This window comes from Amycolatopsis sp., assembly GCF_035276945.1.
GTDB lineage: Bacteria > Actinomycetota > Actinomycetes > Mycobacteriales > Pseudonocardiaceae > Amycolatopsis_E.
Window position 1 is genome coordinate 140,141 of the sequence record NZ_DATELF010000046.1, and the last position, 16,771, is coordinate 156,911.

Annotated in this window: 18 protein-coding genes; 10 read left to right on the forward strand and 8 right to left on the reverse strand. The window is 68.9% G+C overall.

Annotated features, from left to right (window positions below; genetic code table 11):
* Positions 1-10: 10 nt before the first annotated feature.
* On the forward strand, positions 11-1,420 hold the full coding sequence (locus VJT49_RS07515; RefSeq protein WP_324163982.1) for an SPFH domain-containing protein: 1,410 nt from the start codon (positions 11-13) through the stop codon (positions 1,418-1,420).
* 8 nt (positions 1,421-1,428) lie between these two features.
* Here the strand turns inward: VJT49_RS07515 and VJT49_RS07520 are convergent, their stop codons facing one another.
* Positions 1,429-2,778, reverse strand: coding sequence for an MFS transporter (locus tag VJT49_RS07520; protein WP_324163983.1), 1,350 nt, complete (start codon positions 2,776-2,778; stop codon positions 1,429-1,431).
* A 94-nt stretch (positions 2,779-2,872) separates the two neighbouring features.
* Here VJT49_RS07520 and VJT49_RS07525 point away from each other — a divergent pair, with 94 nt between their 5' ends.
* Positions 2,873-3,445 carry a helix-turn-helix domain-containing protein gene (locus tag VJT49_RS07525; RefSeq protein WP_324163984.1) on the forward strand — a complete coding sequence of 191 codons (573 nt, stop codon included), beginning with the start codon at positions 2,873-2,875 and terminating at the stop codon, positions 3,443-3,445.
* On the opposite strand, the gene VJT49_RS07530 is transcribed toward VJT49_RS07525, so the two are convergent.
* The 5 genes from VJT49_RS07530 to VJT49_RS07550 form a co-directional block, all read right to left on the reverse strand.
* A complete protein-coding gene (locus tag VJT49_RS07530) occupies positions 3,434-4,189 on the reverse strand; it encodes an SGNH/GDSL hydrolase family protein (protein WP_324163985.1) in 756 nt (251 codons plus the stop codon). The genes VJT49_RS07525 and VJT49_RS07530 overlap by 12 nt on opposite strands.
* A 534-nt stretch (positions 4,190-4,723) precedes the next feature.
* Positions 4,724-5,608 (reverse strand): alpha/beta hydrolase, encoded by an 885-nt coding sequence (locus tag VJT49_RS07535; protein ID WP_324163986.1) that lies wholly within the window; start codon positions 5,606-5,608, stop codon positions 4,724-4,726.
* 730 nt (positions 5,609-6,338) lie between these two features.
* Positions 6,339-7,526: a tyrosine-type recombinase/integrase gene (locus tag VJT49_RS07540; RefSeq protein ID WP_324163987.1), complete on the reverse strand. Its 1,188-nt coding sequence runs from the start codon at positions 7,524-7,526 to the stop codon at positions 6,339-6,341.
* A 173-nt stretch (positions 7,527-7,699) separates the two neighbouring features.
* Complete coding sequence (locus VJT49_RS07545; protein WP_324163988.1) at positions 7,700-7,957, reverse strand: hypothetical protein; 258 nt, start codon at positions 7,955-7,957, stop codon at positions 7,700-7,702.
* Positions 7,958-8,139: 182 nt separating this feature from the next.
* On the reverse strand, positions 8,140-8,514 hold the full coding sequence (locus tag VJT49_RS07550) for a pyridoxamine 5'-phosphate oxidase family protein (protein ID WP_324163989.1): 375 nt from the start codon (positions 8,512-8,514) through the stop codon (positions 8,140-8,142).
* A gap of 120 nt (positions 8,515-8,634) precedes the next feature.
* On the opposite strand from VJT49_RS07550, the gene VJT49_RS07555 reads away from it, so the two are divergent.
* The 7 genes from VJT49_RS07555 (at position 8,635) to VJT49_RS07585 (ending at position 14,967) form a co-directional block, all read left to right on the forward strand.
* Complete coding sequence (locus VJT49_RS07555) at positions 8,635-9,246, forward strand: CBS domain-containing protein (protein ID WP_324163990.1); 612 nt, start codon at positions 8,635-8,637, stop codon at positions 9,244-9,246.
* Between the two features lie 287 nt (positions 9,247-9,533).
* A complete protein-coding gene (locus tag VJT49_RS07560) occupies positions 9,534-10,124 on the forward strand; it encodes a hypothetical protein (protein ID WP_324163991.1) in 591 nt (196 codons plus the stop codon).
* A gap of 201 nt (positions 10,125-10,325) precedes the next feature.
* Entirely contained in the window at positions 10,326-10,964 is a 639-nt protein-coding gene (locus VJT49_RS07565) for a CBS domain-containing protein (RefSeq protein WP_324163992.1), read from the forward strand.
* A gap of 177 nt (positions 10,965-11,141) precedes the next feature.
* Positions 11,142-11,828 carry a HEAT repeat domain-containing protein gene (locus VJT49_RS07570; protein WP_414635864.1) on the forward strand — a complete coding sequence of 229 codons (687 nt, stop codon included), beginning with the start codon at positions 11,142-11,144 and terminating at the stop codon, positions 11,826-11,828.
* Complete coding sequence (locus VJT49_RS07575; protein WP_324163994.1) at positions 11,822-12,835, forward strand: HEAT repeat domain-containing protein; 1,014 nt, start codon at positions 11,822-11,824, stop codon at positions 12,833-12,835. Before VJT49_RS07570 ends, VJT49_RS07575 begins: the two co-directional genes overlap by 7 nt.
* A 543-nt stretch (positions 12,836-13,378) precedes the next feature.
* Positions 13,379-13,993 (forward strand): hypothetical protein, encoded by a 615-nt coding sequence (locus VJT49_RS35115; protein ID WP_414635860.1) that lies wholly within the window; start codon positions 13,379-13,381, stop codon positions 13,991-13,993.
* Positions 13,994-14,535: 542 nt separating this feature from the next.
* Positions 14,536-14,967, forward strand: coding sequence for a potassium channel family protein (locus VJT49_RS07585; RefSeq protein ID WP_324163995.1), 432 nt, complete (start codon positions 14,536-14,538; stop codon positions 14,965-14,967).
* 115 nt (positions 14,968-15,082) lie between these two features.
* Here VJT49_RS07585 and VJT49_RS07590 read toward each other — a convergent pair whose 3' ends face one another.
* Positions 15,083-15,796 carry a Clp protease N-terminal domain-containing protein gene (locus tag VJT49_RS07590; RefSeq protein ID WP_324163996.1) on the reverse strand — a complete coding sequence of 238 codons (714 nt, stop codon included), beginning with the start codon at positions 15,794-15,796 and terminating at the stop codon, positions 15,083-15,085.
* Positions 15,793-16,014 (reverse strand): helix-turn-helix domain-containing protein, encoded by a 222-nt coding sequence (locus VJT49_RS07595; RefSeq protein WP_324163997.1) that lies wholly within the window; start codon positions 16,012-16,014, stop codon positions 15,793-15,795. Before VJT49_RS07595 ends, VJT49_RS07590 begins: the two co-directional genes overlap by 4 nt.
* A gap of 335 nt (positions 16,015-16,349) precedes the next feature.
* Between VJT49_RS07595 and VJT49_RS07600 the strand changes: the two genes are divergently transcribed.
* Complete coding sequence (locus tag VJT49_RS07600) at positions 16,350-16,583, forward strand: hypothetical protein (RefSeq protein WP_324163998.1); 234 nt, start codon at positions 16,350-16,352, stop codon at positions 16,581-16,583.
* The last annotated feature ends 188 nt before the right edge of the window (positions 16,584-16,771 follow it).

Genomic DNA, 16,771 nt, shown 5'->3' on the forward strand with positions numbered 1-16,771 from the left:
AGGAGAGATCTTGACGACCGCAGCGATCATAGTTGTCGCGGTAATCGCGCTCTTCGTGATCATCACGATCGCGAAGGCGATCATGGTGGTCCCGCAGGCCCAGTCTGCCGTGATCGAACGGCTCGGGCGGTTCCGCACCGTGGCCTCGCCGGGCCTGAACTTCCTGGTGCCCTTCCTGGACAAGGTCCGGGCGCGCATCGACCTGCGTGAGCAGGTGGTCTCGTTCCCGCCCCAGCCGGTGATCACCGAGGACAACCTGACGGTGTCCATCGACACCGTCGTCTACTTCCAGGTCACCGACTCCCGCGCGGCGGTCTACGAGATCTCCAACTACATCGTCGGTGTCGAGCAGTTGACCACCACCACGCTGCGCAACGTGGTCGGCGGGATGACCCTGGAGCAGGCGCTGACCTCGCGCGACCAGATCAACAACCAGCTGCGCGGGGTGCTCGACGAGGCGACCGGCCGGTGGGGCATCCGGGTGGCGCGGGTCGAGCTCAAGGCGATCGACCCGCCGCCCTCCATCCAGGACTCGATGGAGAAGCAGATGCGCGCCGACCGGGAGAAGCGCGCGATGATCCTCAACGCCGAGGGCCAGCGGGAAGCCTCGATCAAGACCGCGGAAGGCCAGAAGCAGTCGCAGATCCTGGCCGCGGAAGGCCAGAAACAGGCGACCATCATGCAGGCCGAAGCGGACCGGCAGTCGCGCATCCTGCGGGCCCAGGGTGAGCGTGCCGCGCGGTACCTGCAGGCGCAGGGCCAGGCGAAGGCGATCGAGAAGGTCTTCGCCGCGGTCAAGGCCGGCCGGCCCACCCCTGAGGTACTGGCCTACCAGTACCTGCAGACCCTGCCCCAGATGGCGCAGGGCGACGCCAACAAGGTCTGGCTGCTGCCCAGCGACTTCGGCAAGGCGCTGGAGAACTTCGCCCGCGCGTTCGGCAAAGCCGGCGAGGACGGCGTGTTCCGGTACGAGCCGCCGAAGGAGGAGGCCATCGAGCCCCCGGCGCTCGAGGACGACGAGGTGGCCAGCTGGTTCGACACCTCGACCGATCCGCGCATCGCCGAGGCGGTCCGCGCGGCGGAAGCCGTTGCCCGGCAGGAGGTGCCGAGCCCGATGAGCCCGGCCATCCCGGCGGTCCCGCCCGCCGCCGACGTGCTGCGCGGAACTCCCGTCACCCCGCAGCCAGAGGAAGCGCAGCAGCCGCCCGCTCCTGAGGACCCCGATCCGGAGCCGGTCACCGAGCGGCAGGCTCCGCCGCAGCCGTTCACGCCCACCCGGCCGCCGGCGGGCCAGCAGCAGAACCTGCCGCATCGCCAGCCTGGCCACCACTACGGGAACAACCCGCCCGCCGGCGGCCCGCACCAGGGCCAGCAGCCACCCCAGCCCCCACAGGGACCGCCGCAGCCCCCGAAACGCTAGGAGGAGAGTCAGGCTTTTCTGGCGTACACGGCGTTGTCGGTGATGTCGGCGCGCGACCGGTCGCTGATCAGTACGCAGCACACGACGGTGACCACCGAGGCGAACACGATATAGGCCGAGATCGAGTACGGCGTGCCGGTCACGTGCAGCAGCCAGGTGGCCAGCAGCGGCGCGGGTCCGCCGGCGAACACCGACGCCAGCTGGTATCCCAGGCCCGCGCCGCCGTACCGCAGGTGCGTCGGGAAGCTTTCGCCGATCAGCGCCGCCTGCGGGCCGTACTGCATCGCGTGCGGAATCATCGACACCACGATCGCGACGAAGATCAGCACGTAGCCGCCGTTCTTCAGGATGGCGAAGTACGGGAACGCCAGCACGCCGGTCAGCACCGCGCCGATGAGGTAGACCCGCTTGCGCCCGAACTGGTCCGACAGGTGCGAGAACAACGGGATCGTCACCAGTTCCAGCACGGCCGCGATCAGCACGGCGTTGAGCACGAACGTCTTCGAGTAGTGGTGCTCGGCCACCACATACACCAGGACGTAGCTCGTGTAGAGGTAGAACGGCATCTGCTCGCTGAACCGCAGACCCGCGGACAGCAGGATCTCCCGCCAGTGGTGCCGGATCGCGTCCAGGACCGGGCTGCGCGATGTTCGCCGCTGCGCCACCACCGCGGCGAACATCGGCGTCTCCAGGATCCGCAGCCGGATCATCAGGCCGACACCGACGAGGATCAGGCTGGCCAGGAACGGCACCCGCCAGCCCCAGGAGGTGAACGCGTCGTTGGACAGCACCGCCGACAGCAGCGTCATCCCGCCGGTGCCGAGCACGAGGCCGACCGGCACACCGATCTGCGCGAAACTCCCGAGCAGGCCGCGTTTGCGCTGGTCACCCCATTCCATGGCGAGCAGCACCGAACCGCTCCACTCGCCGCCGATCGCGATGCCCTGGATCAGCCGCAGCAGGACCAGGAGCAGGGGCGCGGCCACGCCGATCGTGTTCGCCCCGGGCAGCACGCCGACGAGCCCGGAAGCGATGCCCATCAGCAGCAACGTAATGATCAGGGTGGTTTTCCGGCCGATCCGGTCACCCCAGTACCCGAAGATCGCCGCACCGACCGGGCGTGCCGCGAACCCGACAGCGTAGGTGGCGAAAGACTGCATCGCGCCCGCATAACTGCTCGACGCCGGGAAGAACAGATGCGGGAAGATCAACGCGGCCGCGGTGTTGTAGAGGAAAAAGTCGTACCACTCGATGGTGGTGCCGATCGCGCTGGCCAAGGCGGCTCTGCGCACCTGGGTCGATTGCCCGGTCTGCCGGACCCGGAGAGCCCCTGTCGCTTCGTCGCCGCCAAGAACCATCTTGCCGCACCTCCCGTGACCGAACTCACTGAACTGGACCTTTCCCCAACGGCACCGAGATGTCCATAGCGAGCATGGCCCTACCATCGGGCACGTGGCGGAAGCGAAACCTCTGCGGGCCGACGCGCGGCGTAACCGGGCGCGGGTGCTCGAGGCCGCCGAAGCGGTGTTCGCGGCCAAGGGCACCGGCGCGTCGACCGAGGAGGTGGCCAAGGCGGCCGGCGTCGGGATCGGCACGGTGTTCCGGCATTTCTCCACCAAGGAGGCGCTGCGGCAGGCGGTCCTGGTGGAGCGGATGCGCGAATTCGCCGAGGAGGCGGCGCGCTGGGCGGACGCGGAAGATCCCGGAAGCGCGTTCTTCGCCTTCCTTGACCACTGGGTGGAGATGGGGACGGCGAAATACGCGTACAGCGAGGCGCTCGCCGAGGCCGGTGCCGAGGTATCGTGGCTCGGCGCGGAGGTCGGCGCCCAGGTCCGTCAGGCACTCGGTGCCCTGCTGGGCCGCGCGCAGGACGCGGGCGCGGTGCGCGGGGACGTCGAGGTTCCGGAGCTGATCGCGGTGCTGGTCGGCGCCTCCTACGCCGTCAAGCACCTGGACGCCGACACCGCGTTGCGGCGGCGGACCGTCGATCTCATGTTCGCCGGGCTGCGGCCGTCACACGGGTAGCAGCTCCGGTCGTTTCGCGCGGACCGTGTCGCCGGAGGACTCCCCGCGCAGCCGTCGCTTGACCCAGGGCAGCGCGTGTTCCCGGCCCCACCGCAGGTTTTCCGCCCGCTGCAGGCGCGGGTCCAGCACGGGTCGCGGTCCGAGCTCGACGGGGGACAGGTCGTGCGGTTCGCCCAGGACGTCCAGCATGGCGATGGCGACCTCGCTGTGGCCCAGCGAGTTGAGGTGCAGCCGGTCGTCGGACCACAGGCGGCGGTCCCGCAACTGCCGCATCGCCCACATGTCCACGACCAGCGCGCCGTGCCGCGCCGCGATCACGCGGATGTGCTCGTTGTAGATCGCGGTCCGGCCGCGCAGCTTGCGGAACAGCGGGTCTTCGACCCCGTCCGCGCCGGTGAACAGCACCACGGTGGCACCGGTCTCGGCCAGCCGTGCCACCGCCTTGTCGTATTCGTCCGCGAGGGCGTCGATGCTCACCCTCGGACGCAGCAGATCGTTGCCGCCCGCGTAGAGGGTGACCAGGTCGGGTTCGAGCGCGAGGGCCGGTTCCAGCTGTTCGGCGAGGACCTGGCCGAGCAGCCGGCCCCGGATCGCGAGGTTGGCGTACCGGAGTTCCGGTTGACGGGCCGCGAGTTGCTCGGCGACCCGGTCGGCCCAGCCCCGCACGCCGTTCGGGCGGGCGGGGTCGTCGTCTCCGACGCCCTCGGTGAACGAGTCGCCGAGGGCCACTAAGCGCTTGCTCATACCTGGAAGGTTAGATCCTCCGTACCCCGCGCCCCGCCGCACCCACCGCGGTCGCGTCCGCGGTCGCCGAGTCCGTCAGTTACGCGAAAGACGGTATCGTGCTCGTCCACTCCGGTCACATCGTCTTCGACATTGTCGAAGTTTTCGCATCGCCGAAGAGGGGCGTGCATTTTCGGGAGTCCAGTTCGGACAACGTGCGCAAGAATTCCGGCAGCCACGAAACCGGGCCGGAAAACCGCGATACGGCAAAACCGCGCATTTCGGCTCGGCGACGAACAACCGGGACAACTACGGGGAGAACACGGTCGCCAACGCGGGTAAGGGACTTGACGAACATCGCCGCTCAGGAGAAGTGCCACGGCTGTGACCAGGGCTGGGCAGGTCCGGCGCACAGCTGGATCGGTGTGCCCTGCTCGTCGTTGTCCAGGCCGGTTCCGTTGTCCTGCCGCGGAAGACCTCCATCCTGGTTTCGCCGATCATACTGTTGCCCGGCGCCTGCTCCCCGTCACGTCGTGTCGAATATCTGTATTCTCCTCAGGACACCTTCCCCTTCGACGGCCGCAAAACCGACTGGATCCAACGATTGACGATCTGGTCCGTGTCCGGCGCGTTCCGGTGCAGGTTCAGGTCGTGCCCGGCGTCCGGCACGATGGCCACGGTCAACCGGGCCGCGGCCGAGTAGTACCGGCCTTCGAAGTTCCGGACCTGCTGTGGATCCGAGCAGGCCGCGCCGCCGGGATCGCCGCAGTCGAGCGCGTCGTACTGACCGACGACCGACAGCACCGGCACGTCGATGTTCCTGGTCACCGTCTCCTCCGGAGGTGCGGCCACCAGTTGCCGCGTGCCCGCGGATTCGGCCTGCGACCCGACGTCCTTGTGCTGCTCGTCGAAGCGGAGCACTTCGGGATCCGTCGTGGGCAGGTGGTAGAAGATCTTCCGAATTCCGGGTTTCGTCGTCACATATCCCGGATCGAGGCCGAGCGCGGCGAACCGCGGGTCGTCCGAAGCGCTGTGGACTTCACCGCCGAACTCGGTCAGCGTGTCGGAGTTGAAGGCGTGCAGGGACGCCGTCTGGGCGAACGCGTCCACGTCGCGATAACGCGAAACCTCCACCCAGCCCGTCTTCGAGCCCAGCGAATGGCCGACGTAGATCACCTGACTGAACTGTCGCTTCGAAACACGTCCGGCCCGTAGGGCTTCAATGACCTGGTGCAGGGTCGCCGCACTGGCGTCGATCGTGACCTGCGATCCGGGCGGGTGGGAACTCGCCCCGGTGCCGATGGGGTCCACGGCGAAGGTGGCATATCCGGCGGCCGTCGCGTGCGCGACATAGGAGTATCGGTCGCCGAATCCCGGCACGTCCCAGTAGAGGTGGTTGTAGGTGAAGCCGGACACGAGCAGTTGGACGGCCCGCGGCACCCGATTCGACGGATAACACAGTCGCCCGAAAATGTGGTATGTCTTCGGTCCGTTTCCGGTGAGGGAGACGGGAACCTCCTTCTCGACACAGGTCCGGCCAAAACCGCCGGTTCCGTGCCCCGGGGCGGCCGAAGCGACGGGTCCCGTCGCGCAGGCCACCGTGATCACCAGGACGATTACCGACCGGCGAACGACACGGCTCGGCCTTGTTCTTCTGGCACCCCGTACCAAACTCATCAAGTCGACCTCCATGACTGGCCGGACCGAACCGTTTCGTGGAGTTCCTCGCCGAACTCGGTGGAATCCCTTGCACACCAGCACCTGAACCGAACCCGCGCGTGGCCGGGAACTCAAAAAGCGATCGAATCAGGTCGGGCACTTTCAAAGATAGGCCGGTGTGACCGATGTCATCGGTCGATCGTTGACCGGACGATCATCGTCATGGTGATCCGCTCCGCGGTTCGCTCGGTTCGGCCCGGCCGGGCCGCTACCGCGCGGAACATTGCCACCGTTCACGTCGGCACGGATCGAGGCGGCCATCGCGTCCAACGTGGTACAGCCGGGCAACTCACAGCTCCGCCGCACCAGCTCGTCCAACGCCACGTTGATCAGATCGGCGGCTGCTCGGGAAACGCCGCGAGGACCATTCGCGGTTGGGTTCCGGAGAGACGACTTCGGAACCCAGCTCACCGTCGACCGTGGCACCACCAAGATCTGCTTGCCTCGGCGCTCAGCTCATCGACGAGGTGAGCCAGCCGCGATGCAGCGCCACGGACAGCTCGTGGGCGCCGGAGTTGCGGATGTTGTCCTCGTCGTGGAGGTAGCCCTCGGTGGTGGACAGCGCGGCGTGCCCGAGGTCCCGCTGGACCTGCCGGGGCGGCACGCCGCGCTCGATGGCGTGGGTGGCGTAGGAGTGCCGGGCCGAGTGGGGGTGGATGCTGTCGCGTAGCGGGGCGAGGTGGGTGGCGATGAACGCCGCGTGCGACGTCGCCAGCAGGTCCCGCAGCCAGCGGGCGCGGGGAGGTTCGGTGGTGAGGTCGGGGGCGAAGGTGGCGCACAGCCGCCGGAGCAAGGCCGTGACGTGGGAGACGTGGACGCGGTGGCCGGTGCTGGTGACGAACAGCGGTTCGGCGGGCGCGAGCCCGACCTGGCCGCGGACCGCGGGGACGGCCGGGGGACGTCGCCGCTCGAAGTAGGCCTCAACGGCGTCGGCGACCGGGGCGGTCAGGGCGACCTCCCGGTCCTTGGCACCCTTGCCGTGCACCCGCAGGATCCCGATGTCGCCGGGTCCGAGGCGGCGGTAGTCGGTGAGGTTGGTGCCGACGAGTTCCTCGGCGCGTATCCCGGTGCCGATCAGGATCTCCACCATGGCCTGGTCGCGGCGGCCGTCACGAGATCGGTCGGCCAGCAGGTGCGCGGCGAGCAGCAGGGAACGGCACGCCTCGAACGACCAGCGCGCGGTGGTCGACGGGGTGCCGGTCGCGCGGTTGAGGTGCTGGGTCTTGCGGTCGACGAGAGCGGCCGGATTGTGCTCGGCCAGCCCTTCGCGGATCAGGTACTTGCGATAGAAGGCGGAGACCGCCGAGAGCATCCGGCCCCGGGTGCTGTCGCCGTAACCGGCTCGGGTTAGCTCGTCCAGCCAGCGCTCGACATGCTCGACACGGACCTCGGCGAACGAGCGGAACTCGTTGCGCAGGCACCAGGGCAGCCACGCCAACCCGGTCGGCTGGGCCCGGCGCCGCCCACGCCGGCGACCGGGATCCGGCGCGACGTAGCCGGGAACCCAGTCCAGCGGGATGCCGAGATCGGTCGCGTAGGCGAGCCTGGTGTTGACCGAGGCATAGATGCGCAGGAACTCCGCGAGCCGTTCCCGGGCGTCCTTGCCTCCCTCCGACGGCGGCACCAACGCCAGTGTCACCGCGTGCCCCTTCCACCTGTGGAGGCTCGCGGCCGGTCCGCGCGCCAGGCGAGACTATATCGATAATCCTCCGGTGGTGGGGTTCACCGCGCCGCCTCCGCGACCACCCGGAACGGATCGGGCGCGCCAACGTCGTGAGCGCCGACCGGGCAGCTACCGTCGGCGCGGCCAGGTCATGATGTTCCCGATTCTCGCCCAGCCAGGTGGTTGCGTGCCTGGGCGTAGGTGTCGCCATCGATCTCGCCGCACGCGAAGCGGCGATCCAGAATCTCCTGTGGCGTTTCCTGACCCGGCGCGGCGTGCTCATGACCGCCGGGACGGCGCACCAGGGTGACCACTGCCCAGGCCACCGCGCCCAGCAGCGCGATCCACACCACCGGCATCAGCGTCATCCAGACCCAGCCGACCCCATATCCGTACCCGTACATCATTTCGATCACCTTGTGCCTTCGCTCGTGTCCTCCACGGTCCGCGTCCCCACCGCTTCGGGCTAGAGACGTAGGTCCCCGGCCGCGGAGCCCTCCGACACGACGGACAAGAGGAATTCGGCGGTGCCGAGGGCGCTCGCTATCGCGGTCGCGGTTTCACCAACTGGCGGTCTTTCGTCAGCCGGTCAGTACGAGTCCGCGGCCGGTGATGATCTCGACGTAAATCCGGAGGTGGCAACTGCGGTCACCGGGCGCCCAAGGGTGGTGTCGATGTCGGTGACGTGTTCGACCTTTCCGACCGCCACGACGCTCCATCCCGTGTGGCTGTCAGGCTCGATGTGGTCGATTTCGAAGGCCACCACCTGGTTGTCCAGGGTGCTGAGCGTGCCGGCCGGACTGGTGCGGACGATGATGTCGTCCTCGTGCACGAAATAGTTCACCGGCCGGATCGCGGGCAGCGCGCCCTCGGTGAAGACCAGCCGACCGACGTCGAGCTCAGCAGTGCCAAGCAGTAGTGCCAAGCAGTTCCGGCGCGGCAATGGCCGCAGTTCGTTCGTCACACCAGTGTCGTTGCCCTGGTCATCCCGTGCGAGGGCCGGAAGCCCTCATTGTGATGACCATCTCCTGCTGCCGGGCGGGCAGCGCGTTCCTAGCGTTGTGGTGACAAGGAGGGCGAAACCATGCGTGTTTTGGACATCATGAGCAAGCCGGTGGTCACCGTGACCCAGGAGACCCCGGCGAAGCAGGCCGCGGGGTTGCTGGCGGCGCACGGCTTCACCGCGTTGCCGGTGGTGGATGACGACGAGCGGCTGGTGGGGATCGTGACCGAGGCCGATCTGATGGCCGACCGGATCCCGCGCGACGCACGCTTCAGCCGTCTCGACGCCTGCGAGCGGCACCCGGGTGCCACGGTGGCGGAGGTGATGACCACCCCGGCGACCGCGATGGGCCCCGGCACGGAACTGGCAGTGCTGGCGCGTGCGCTGCTGGAAGCCCGGATCCGCGCGATGCCCATTGTGGACGGTGCCCGGGTGGTCGGCATCGTCACTCGCGGCGACATCGTCCGCACCTTCGCGCGTGGTGACGCCGACATCGCCGCCGACGTCCGACACCATCTGGCGATCTACGGCGGAGCGGACCGCTGGCACGTCCAGGTACGAGACGGCATCGTCGACATCGCCGACGAGTTCGACGACGGCACCGACCGCCATGTCGCGACCTTGCTGGCCCAGTCCGTACCGGGCGTGGTCCGCGCACACGCGATGGCGGCTCACCAGAGCGGGAACTCCTGACGGTCCGGGATGGCGTGAGGCGGCCGAGGGCGTGTGCTGGGCGACCGCGCTGCCGCGATCGTGGACCGGCCAGCACCGGCTGCGGCGCTACGGCTTCCACGGTTTCTCCCGCTCCTGCGCCCCTCGAACGCACGAGGCCATGGAGTCCGGAGGCGACTGTGTTGGCCGGGAAAGGCAGGGACGTCGGGCTCGGTTCGAGGTGACCAACGGCCCTTAGCCTCGGCGGATGCGGCGGCGAGGCTGGATCTGGCTGAAATTCACGGGACCTGGGAGAGGTCGTGGTTGCCGTGTCAACGTTTTCCTCGCGGTGGTGGCGGCTGCCGCACCTGGGCCGCAATCCGCTGGTGCGATCGTGGGACCGGATCGAGACCGTGACGCTGGCCGTGGCGGTGCTGATCGCGTTGCTGGCGATACCGTTCGCCGGTCTGCTGGGGTCGAGCCTGTATGCGGGGCAGCGTGCGGAGGTGGCCATAGAGGCCGCGACCCGTCATCAGACGACCGCTAGGTTACTGGCCGACGCGGCGCCGGACACCGCGGACGCACGTGGCATATCCGCGGGCGGCACCGTGCCCGTGGACGCGGTCTGGTTATTGCCCGATGGGTCGGCGAGAGCCGGGACGGTTCCCGTGGCCAAGGGCGCGACGGCGGGCACGAAGGTGCCGATCTGGCTGGACGAGAGCGGCAATCGCGTGAGTGCGCCGATCACGACCGAGGTCGCGGCGATGAACGGGATCACGGTGGCCGTGCTGGCGTGGCTGGGGGCCGTAACCGTCGGCGCGGTCGGTTTCGGTTTCGTGAGGTGGGGACTGGACCGGCGGCGGTATGCCCAGTGGGACGACGAATGGCGGCGGCTGGGCACCAAGCGGAGCCACTACTGAGGAGCGAGTCGTTGTCCCCGGGGTGGCGGAGCGGGAACAGGTCGTCGAGCAGTGTCTACTGTGGAGCTCGAAGTGATCTTATGCCCGGTCTCCACGCCTCCCTTCTGTCGCAACGAAAGTCCTTTCCGGCGATGGCCGAAGGCCCTGCATGTCCGGTGGCGACAGCCGTAGGTTCGAACCAGAGCGAATGCGGAGGTTGACATGGATGTGCTGAGCGTGGGCGCGTTGATGACCGCGAACCCGATCGCGGTGGCTCCGGATACGGAGTTCAGGGAGATCGCGGCGTTGCTGACCCGGGAGCGGATCAGCGCCGTTCCGGTGGTGGACCGCCGGGGAGCGCTGGTGGGTGTGGTGTCGGAGGCCGACCTGCTGCACAAGGAGGCTCTCAGCGACCATACCGCGCATTCCCGTGAGGTCAGGCGGTATCGGCGCAAGGCGGCGGCGTTGCGGGCCGCGGAGCTGATGACCTCGCCGGTGCGCACGGTCGACATCGACACGCCGATGCCGGCCGCGGCGCGAGCCTTGGCGGACGGTGCCGTGCGGCGGCTGTTCGTGCTGGATCAGGGGAAGCTCGTCGGGGTGCTGTCCCGCCGGGACGTGCTGGATGTGTTCCTGCGGCCCGACGCCGACGTCCGGGAGGAGATCGACAACGAGGTCTTCCAGCGCGTGCTGGGCGCGACCCCGGGCACGTACAGCATCACTGTGGACAACGGCGTCGTGACCCTGCTCGGGCTACTCGAACGCAAGAGCACGGTCACCTCGGCCGGACGGTTGACCGAGCTGGTCGCGGGGGTGCTCGGGGTGCGCAACCGGCTGGACTTCGTGTGGATCGACGAGTGAGGTGAACGCGATGGTGCGCGTCTCGCCGTCGGCGCCGCACGCGACCCGCTGAGCCGCCCGCCGCCAACGTCTGGGGAAAGGGTGTCCTACCGGGCGTTCCGGGCCGAGCTTCTGCTCGCCCTGGGCATCACGCACTTGACCTTGACACCGTGACAAGGTCTTCACTGGGTGCAGGAGGTGGTCTTCGTCAACTCGACACGCAGGAATTCACCGGACACGCGCCTGCTCGACGCGTTGGGCGCCGGAAACTCGTCGACGCGGCTCCAGACCGCTCTGGCGGTTGGCACGCACTCCGACCCCGGCCTTGTCGATGCGCTCGTGGCACGGTGCGCGATCGAGCCGGACTTCTTCGTGCGCGACATGCTCACCTGGGCGTTGACCCGCCTCCCGTCGGAGATCACGGTGCCCAGACTCCGCGCGGAGCTCCGTTCCGAGCGCGCTCAGGCCCGAAGCCAGGCGTTGCATACGCTGTCCAAGATCGGGGACAGGAATGCGTGGCCCGCGATCACGCGGTCGTTGCTGCACGACGCCGACGACGAGGTCGCGCGAAGCGCGTGGCGTGCTGCCGTCGTCCTCGTGCCCGCCGGGGAACAGAAAGGGCTGGCAGCGGAGCTGGCCGCACAGCTCGGTCGCGGCGACCGGAACGTGCAACTGAGTCTCAGCCGAGCACTCGTCGCACTCGGAGACGTGATCGAGCCGGCCCTGCAGACGGGACTGGCGAGTGACGACCCGACGGTGCGTGCGCATGCCCGCGCCACGGAGCGGCTCCTACGCGACCCGGATGCCGGTTTCGACCCAGCCGTCGACGAGGCGAAACGGATCGTCGCGCTCGGCCCGGAACGGATCGAGGGAACAGCGTGCTGATCGGCGAGGTGGCACGCCGATCGGGGGTGAGTACCCGGATGCTCAGGCACTACGACTCCCTCGGGCTGGTGCGACCAACAGGCCGCACCGTGGGTGGCTACCGGGAGTACTCCACCGCCGATATTCGCCGGATCTTTCACGTGGAAAGTCTGCGGTCCCTGGGATTGTCGCTGCGACAGATCGGGCGCGCTCTGGAGGATCCCACCTTCGCGCCGTCCGCGCTGGTCGGTGACCTCATCCAACGAACCGAAGACCGACTGAAGCGGGAGCAGGAACTACTCGAGCGACTCCGTACGGTCGATGCCTCGGCGCCCTCCGGCTGGCAGGGCGTCCTGCGCATCGTCGAGCTCCTGCACGGGCTCAACTCGCCCAGTCCTGCGCGCCGACAGCAGACCGTCCTGACCCCGGCCGAGGACGTGCCGGTTCCCACCGAGCTGCTGGCTGGGGCGGTCCTCGCCGAATCCGATCCGAACGTCGCCGGCGCCCTGAGGTGGGCCCTCGCCCGGGCCGGCGGTGACGGTGTGGCGAGTGTGGCGCCCGGCGTGTATTCGGAGAACGTCGACATCCGGCGGCGCGCGGTCCTGGCGATCGCCGAGATGTCCGGTGACGAGGCGACCGCGGTGCTCACGAACGCACTCGGGGACTCGGACACGGCGGTGCGCAGGCATGCTGCTCTGGCCTTGGGTACGCGTGGCGCGACCGCGGCCGTGCCGACACTCGTCGGCATGGTGGTCGAGGGCACGAACGACGTCGAGGCGGCCGAGGTCCTGGGAACATTGTCGCTGGACCCCGGGTGCGCGGACCGGATCATGAGTGCACTGGTCGACGAGCTCGCCGCGGACACCGCGGACTCCGCGGTGCGGATACGCCTGACCCAGGCACTCGCCGAGATGCCCGCGACCATCGCGCGGGGCGTCCTGCGGCAATTGGCCCACGACGATGATCGGGCAGTCGCCCTCATCGCCTCGGCCCTGGTGGGCATGCTCGAAGAGCGGTCCAACGGCTGAACCCGAGGCGCGGCCCGGAACGCTAACCACCAGATCGCAATTTTCACCCAGCTTGATCGGGCCGATGGACGTGCGCACCAGGCGCGGCACCGGGTGGCCGGTGGTGTCGCGCTCGGCCCGGCGGGCGGCCAGCGCGGACAGCAGCGGGGCGATCAATCCGGCCACCACCAGCCCGAGCAGCAGGATCACCCCGGCCTCTGGCAGCAGTAGACCGAGCGCGACCACCGTGCCGAGCCCGACCAAGCCGGCCGAGACGACCGGCACGAGCACCCGGACCAGCACGTCCTGCTGGTTGTCCACATCGGACACCATGCGGTTGAGCAAACCCCCGGCGGATCCGGGCGGTGCGCGCGGGTCCCAGTCGCACGAGGGTGGACCAGACCCGTACGCGCATGTCGGCGAGCGCGCGGAGGGCGACGTCGTGGGAGAGCAGGCGTTCGGCATAGCGGAGCACGCCCTTGGCGATGCCGAAGGTGCGCACGGCGACGATCGCCGCGGTCAGCGTCAGGATCGGTGGGTGCAACGCGGCGGTGGGGATCAGCCATGCCGAGGCGGCGCGACGGCGCTGCCGAGGGCTCCCGCCCCGGCCAGGCAGGCCAGTGCCAACCGCGGCCGGTGCCCGCCCACGGCGCCGCGAAGCCACCCCCGCCCGACCGCCGGCGCTTCCTCGACGGGCTCATCCCGAAGTGGCGGCACGTTCGGCGGCATGACGCGGTCCTCCACCAGCGACTCGGCGGCGGTGGGGACCGGCTGTCGACGGTGACCGCGTCGAGCCGGATCGGGACGCGGGACGGGTCGGGGGCGGGCGAACGCCCCGGCCCGGTGGGCGGCTTCTCGTCGAGGAGTTCGAAGATCTCGTTGGCCGCGGCCACGCCTTCGGCACTGTCGTGGAACCGGGCGCCCACGGCCCGCAGCGGCAGGTACACCTCGGGCGCGAGGATCAGCACGACCAGCGCGGTGTGCAGGTCCAAGCCGCCGCCCACCAGGCGCAACCCGATCGACACCGCGACCAGCGCGACCGACAGCGTGGCCAGCAACTCCAGCGCGAGCGCGGACACGAACGCCACCCGCAGCGTGCCCATGGTCTGCGCGCGGGACTTTTCGGTGATCTCGCGCAGGCGAGGGTCCTTGGTCCTTTCGGGCCGGGGACTCAGGTAACCGGCCTGACCGGAAAGGAGTTTGGTCTGGTCCAGTGAAAACTGTCGTCACCAGGTACGGGACCGGGCTGGGCTGGGCAAGCCGTCGCGGAAGACCGTGGCGGGGTGCTGAATCTGGTCATGCGGTGCTTGCGGCGGGAAAAGAGCCGAAAGTCCCGGTTACCGTGGCGCTCCGGCCCTCCTCGCACGACCGGTGAACGGGGTGGACTGAGGTCATGAGCACCCCGCAGCAGGGTATGACCGCTCGCCATCGCGGACGTCGGCGCGCGCCCTGGGGCAACGGGCTGGTGTTGTCCCAGGCGGTTCGACGCTCGGGCCGCTGCCGGGCGGAGGCGCGGTGATCCTTCCTGCGCACGCCCGCGACGGCGACCAGTTGGTCGTTGCGGGCAATTCCGTGCGCAAACGGTGCTTCTCGAATCCGCCGCCGGTCCAAGCAGGACTCAACGGCCAATGGGTCGCCGGGGTGATCGGTGGTTTCCTCATCGCGACGGAAAGGCGGCGGAGGTGACCGGCTCGTTCACCAAGCGGCCCGACTATCCATTCGTGGGTTCGATCGTCCGCCTCGGTGCGCTCGTCACGTCCGTCGCCCTCGCCGTCGTCCTCTCCGGTGGCTCCCTGGTGTGGCTCCTCGAACGGCACCGCCCTGGCTCGACCTTCGGGTCCTGGACCGACGCCATGTGGTGGGCACTGACCACGGTGACCACGGTCGGCGACGGCGACCACACGCCCATCACCCCACCCGGACGGCTCGTCGGTGCCCTGGTGATGATCGCCGGGGTCGCCATCATCGGTGCGGTCGCGGCCGTTGTGGCCCTCTCCATCGCCCGCACGATCGCGGCCGCCGAGGAACGGGCCATCGAGGCCGAGGCGAAAACCCTTGAACAACGTTTGGAATCGCGGCTCAACACGGTCGAAGCTCAGCTGGCCCGCATCGAGCAGCACCTGCGCGAGTCCCGAAGTCCCCGCTCCCGGTGACCGTCCGCACCGACATCCACGTGGCCGTCCCTCGCCGACCCGGCCACCACGTCCACGCAGGCGCAGCACTGACCTCGAAACGACAAGTTCCCCAGGGACCGCACACGGAACTGGATCAGCTCGCTCGTCGGTAGCGATCAAGGATCGCGGCGCGCAACGCCGGTCCTGATGCGCCGAGCGCCAGCAGAATCGGGGCCACCAGACCACCGTTCATCGTGATCACGCCGAGAGCGACATGTTCGACACCGATGTGCTGGTCGTGCATCGCCTGCGCCTCGCGGACGCTGTTCTCCAGGCACTTCTTGGCACGCGTGGTAAGCGGCAGGTGCCCGCGAGGAACGGCACCCATGGCCTGGTAGCGGCCGGTCGCCGTCGAGTCGGGAACCGGCGCGGCGGGGAGGGGGCGGCGGCGCCGGCGCCAGCGGCGGAGCAGGCCCGGTGGGATGGCGCGGCGGGGGTTCAGCCGCGACAGGCGCGGCCTGCGGTGCATGGCGTTGGCGGCCTGAGTGAGGGCTTCGGTTCCGAAGGATGCCTCGATCCGGGCGCGCACGGCGTCGAGATCGATCCCGATCGCCGACAGCGCTTCCCGGTCGAGATCGCTGAACAGGCCGGCCCCGCCACCAAGACCGACACGGCGGACGATTTCCTCCTCCACGTGGTCCGGTGTCATCCCCTGCTCGCGCAGGACAGCGCTCGCGGGCCGGCTGGTGGAGACCACGGCGAGCAGGAGATGTTCGCAGCCGACATAGCGGTGCCCGAGACGGCGGGCGTGCTCCTGGGCGTGGACTACAACGGTGCGGGCGTCCGGGGTGAAGCGCTCGAACATCATCGCCCCCCGACTCGCCGGCCGTACTTGCGATGCACGGTCTGCTTCGTGACACCGAGCCGCTCGGCGATGTCCTGCCAGGACCACCCCAGCTTCCGCGCGCTTTCGACCTGGAGGATCTCCAGCCGTTCGGTGAGTGCCCGCAGCGCGGCCACCGCACGTAGTCCCACGTCAGGGTCGTTGCTGGTGGCACCCTCAGCGATTTCCAGTGTTCGTTCCATATCGTCAGCATATGCTGACGGATACTTCCTCGTCAACATATGCTGACGCGGACTCCGGCCGTCCCCGTTAAGCCTGCAACATCGGCTACATCCCCGTCACTGTCTGGACGCCGCCGACGAGCAGGCTGAGCCCGGTGATCAACTGGCGGCGGCACCGCTTCGAGATGAGCTTGTCCGTCCACAGCGGACGACAAAAACAACGGCAAGGAGATCACCTACTCCCTGCCACTCTCAACATATAGCGCAGCGAGGGTCTTGCGGCGAGACCCGGGTCGTGCCGCAGAATCCCAGGCCGAAGCCAGAACCTGCGGAAATCAGGAATTCACGAAGTACGTGTGCTCGTGGGTGTGCGCCACCGGTACCTGCGCTGCTCGAAGTTCTTCACCACCAGCGAGTACGCGCCCCGCCTCCGTTCCCGCCTCGCCCGCGAGCGCCAGCTCATTCAGGACGCCACCGAACGCAACTGGCCCCGCGAGATCGAGCGCCACGAGGCCATCACCCGCCGGATCCAGGAGCTTCTCGCCGAGCTCGGCGAGCCCTGCGACGGCCCCGAGGAGCCGTGCGAATGACCAGGTCAAGATCAAATTTTCCAGATAACAACCCCTACGGGCGATTCCAACTCGACATGAGCACACGCTTGGACTTGGACGCTGTGGCCGCGTAACCGGCCGGACCTCGAAGCCCGCGCTCTGCCTCCCAGGGGTGAACCGCCTGGCACCAGCCGTCGTTCAGGCGCGGGGTCGGTCGGCCAAGGTGG